Source organism: Flavobacterium sp., assembly GCF_040402895.1.
Taxonomy (GTDB): Bacteria; Bacteroidota; Bacteroidia; order Flavobacteriales; family Flavobacteriaceae; genus Flavobacterium.
In genome coordinates this window covers 1-3,861 of sequence record NZ_JBBALR010000022.1, presented here as the reverse complement: position 1 = coordinate 3,861, position 3,861 = coordinate 1, and the positions used below count along the sequence as shown (strand labels likewise).

At 33.0% G+C, this 3,861-nt stretch carries 2 protein-coding genes and 1 pseudogene; all 3 read left to right on the top strand.

The features are described 5' to 3' along the window. Positions 1-2,742, top strand: a 2,742-nt coding sequence (locus ABWP60_RS09480; RefSeq protein WP_353151771.1) for an RHS repeat domain-containing protein, incomplete at its 5' end; no start/stop codon positions are given. A 51-nt stretch (positions 2,743-2,793) separates the two neighbouring features. After that, positions 2,794-3,219 (top strand): hypothetical protein, encoded by a 426-nt coding sequence (locus ABWP60_RS09475; protein ID WP_353151769.1) that lies wholly within the window; start codon positions 2,794-2,796, stop codon positions 3,217-3,219. Between the two features lie 140 nt (positions 3,220-3,359). Continuing rightward, positions 3,360-3,861: pseudogene (locus ABWP60_RS09470) on the top strand (hypothetical protein); the annotation flags it as partial.

Sequence of the window (3,861 nt, the reverse complement as noted above, 5' to 3'; positions counted from 1 at the left end):
TTAGTAGAAAAGAAACTACCAGGCAAGCAGTGGGAATACATTGTATATGATAAATTAGACAGGGTTGTGGCTACAGGTCCTGCATATAACCCTTGGGGTGGTAGTGATTCTGATAAGGGTTGGCTAATCACCAAATATGATGCGTTCAACCGTCCTGTGTACACAGGTTGGTACAACGGCATGGCAACAGCCATAAGTTCAGATAGAAAGAGCTTGCAAGATATTATTGATGGCAACGAAATAATTTCAGAAAACAAATCTACTGAAACCGTTACCATTGACGGAATAACAACTAAATATACCAATTCGGTTTTTCCAACTAACTTTAAACTACTAACTGTAAATTATTACGACAGTTATGAGTATCCTAACGCGCCATCTATTCCATCACAAATAGAAGGTCAAAACACGCAAAGCTCCCAACTAAAAGGATTGCCAACTGGTTCTTGGGTGCGTGTTTTGGATGATGCTGATACCACCACAAACGAGACCACCTATATCGTTTATGACACCAGATACAGACCTATCAGAAGTTACACCAAAAACTATTTAGGCGGTTACACCCAAGTAGACAGTAAATTGGATTGGTCAGGTAAAACACTTTATACCTTAACCTCACATAAAAGAACCGCTCCAGGGCAATTGTTTACAGTAAAAGAACGTTTTACTTATACGGAACAAGACCGATTACTAAAACACACCCATGAAATTGTAGGGGCTTTACCCGAACAATTACTTACCTTAAATACCTATGATGAATTAGGGCAATTAGTTGCTAAAAATGTAGGTGGCACAGATGTTACTGGTGCACTAGCTTTACAAAAAGTAAATTACAAGTACAATATTAGAGGCTGGCTTACGGCGATTAATGACGTAAATAATTTAATGCCATCGGCAACGGATAGGGATTTATTTGCTTTTAAAATAAATTACAACAAAAAAGAAGACGACACAGCAGGACTTTTTAACGGCAACATATCCGAAACCCTTTGGCGCACAAGTGCTGATAACACAAAACGAAAATACGCCTATAATTATGATAATATAAACCGTTTGTTAGAAGCCAATTATAGCAAACCAGAAGACCAAAATACTTTAGATAATTACTTAGAAAAACTAAGTTATGACAAAGCTGGTAACATTTTAACTTTAGAGAGAAATGGAAATTTAGACCCGAGCGGTGGTACTCCAGTAAATCAAATAGACAATTTAGAGTACAGTTACCACCCAGATAACAAAAACCAATTACTAAAAGTAAACGATTTAAGTAACAGCCCACAAGGGTTTAAAGACAACTATACCTCTAATGAAAATGATTTTACTTATGACAACAACGGTAATATGACCGCAGATATTAACAAAGAAATCGAAAGCATAACGTACAACCATTTAAACTTACCCATAAAAATAAATTTTGGCGCAAAAGGAAATATTTATTATCTTTATGACGCGATAGGAGGAAAAGTAAAAAAAGTAGTTGAAGATAACGTAGCGCATATTACTACCACAACCGATTATTTAAGTGGTTTTCAGTATCTAAACACAACTTTACAATTTTTTCCACATGCCGAAGGGTACGTTCATTACACCAAGCCATTAGCCGCACAAGGCGGAGAAAATAGTGCATTGGGAAGTTTTAATTATGTATTTAACTACACCGACCATTTAGGCAACGTAAGATTATCTTATGCCAAAGACCCACTTGTAGGAAACAGGATTAAAATTTTAGAAGAAAACCATTATTATGCTTTTGGATTAAAACACAAAAACTATAATGTAGAAAAACTAAATTTTGAAGAATTTCCAGATACAGGTGTAGAAATTGTGCCAGCACCCGCTGTAGCGAATGCGAGTTACAATTATAAATACAATGGCAAAGAGCTGCAAGAGGAGTTGGGATTGAACATGACAGCAATGGATTATCGACAATATGATAATGCATTAGGTAGATTTAACTCGATTGATGCTTTGGCAGAGTTAGGATATTCAATAACGCCTTATAGATTTGCTTTTAACAATCCTAATTATTTTATGGACCCATCAGGATTAAGAGAAGATGGGTGGGTAAATACTGGTGATGAAGTATTTTGGGATAAAAATGTAAACAACCAAGATGATGTCAATAGAATATACAAAGGTAAAGGATATGAATTTAATGCAATTGGTACGGAGGTAATAGATTCTAATAATAATACCAGAATACTTGAAGATAAAGGAATTGCTTCTTTTAAAATTGAAGAAGTTGTTGTAAAAGGAAACGCAAAGCAAAAATCTTCATCAAGTTTTGGATGGATGACTATATGGGGTATTGACAGAAGTGGATGGACTTCTGGTTGGAAAGGAACCACTACACATTCTTTAGAGTCAAGCGATTTTATTGCACCACAACTTTCAAGATCTTTGATGAATAAAACAACTGGAATATGGGAATGGGTTTTAAGTTTATTTAAAAACGCTACTGATACCTATCAACAAGCAACTACTTTACAAGAAGCTGTAAAGAAAAATGGAAATATTTCTACGATGGAAGTGCAAAATACAGAACCAATAGTAACTTCTTCTATTAAAGTAGTTACTTATACTTATCATGTAAACGACAGTACTGTTACACAGAGTACTAATGTAGTTAATTTTAAAGGAAAAGCATCAAACGTAAAAAGGCAAATAGATTCTATTAAGAATAAGAATAATGCTAGAAATGATGATAAATCAGCTTGGCTTCGATCTTGGGGGAAAAAGTAAATGTTTTGGTTTAAATAAAAGCATCTCTAAATATTTTTTTAAATAATAATCATGAAAAAAACAACAATTTTAATAGTAATTTTTGGTATAATTCTAATTCCTATTTTGTACTTTAAATATTTAAATATAAAAGAGAACATTATTAAATCTTCCAAATTAAATAAACAACAAATATTCCAAAAAGGAGAATGGATAAGTAATTTAGATAGTTCATCTGGTATAAGTATTAGGGAAAATAAAATAGCGTTTTTTAAAAAAATGAAGTTCACATCAGATGATATATATGAGTATAAAATACTAGATTCCATTTATCAAACTAAAGATGAAGAAGATAAAGTGAAAGAGTTCTTAATGATGAAAGATTTTTCAAATACAATTTATTATCAAATTATTAAAAAAAATGACAGCAGTATTACTTTAAAAATAAATAAAACTAAAATTGAAACTTTTAATCTTAAAAAATCCGAACCAAATTGATAAATCGCCATATAGTGCATTTTGGAATAATCCAATAAAATATACAGACCCTGACGGAAGATGACCCGATGGCTCGGATATGTCTCGTAACGGATAGCGCGGATTTGCAATCCGTGCCCAAAAACTAAATAAAACAAAAAATGCCACGTAATTGTGGCATTTTTTTTATAAACCCAGATAACAAAAACCAATTACTAAAAGTAAACGATTTAAATCCTAGCCCACAAGGTTTTAACCAAGCCAATGACGTAGCATCTGGCGATGTAGATGCTAACAACGTTGACCATACTGAGGATTACACCTATGATTTTAACGGCAATATGAAATCCGACACAAATAAAGGGGTTGAAGATATAACCTACAACCATTTAAATTTACCCATAAAAATAAATTTTGGAGCAAAAGGAAATATTTATTATCTTTATAATGCGATAGGAGGAAAAGTAAAAAAAGTAGTTGAAGATAACGTAGCGCATATTACTACCACAACCGATTATTTAAGTGGTTTTCAGTATCTAAACACAACTTTACAATTTTTTCCACATGCAGAAGGGTATGTACATTATACTAGACCATTGAGTAATAGCCAATTGGGTTCGTTTAATTATGTGTTTAATTACACCGACCATTTAGGCAATGTGC

Bases quoted from the DNA above. Each gene is read 5' to 3' on its own strand.
- ABWP60_RS09475 (WP_353151769.1), top strand. From the start codon at position 2,794: ATGAAAAAAACAACAATTTTAATAGTAATTTTTGGTATAATTCTAATT.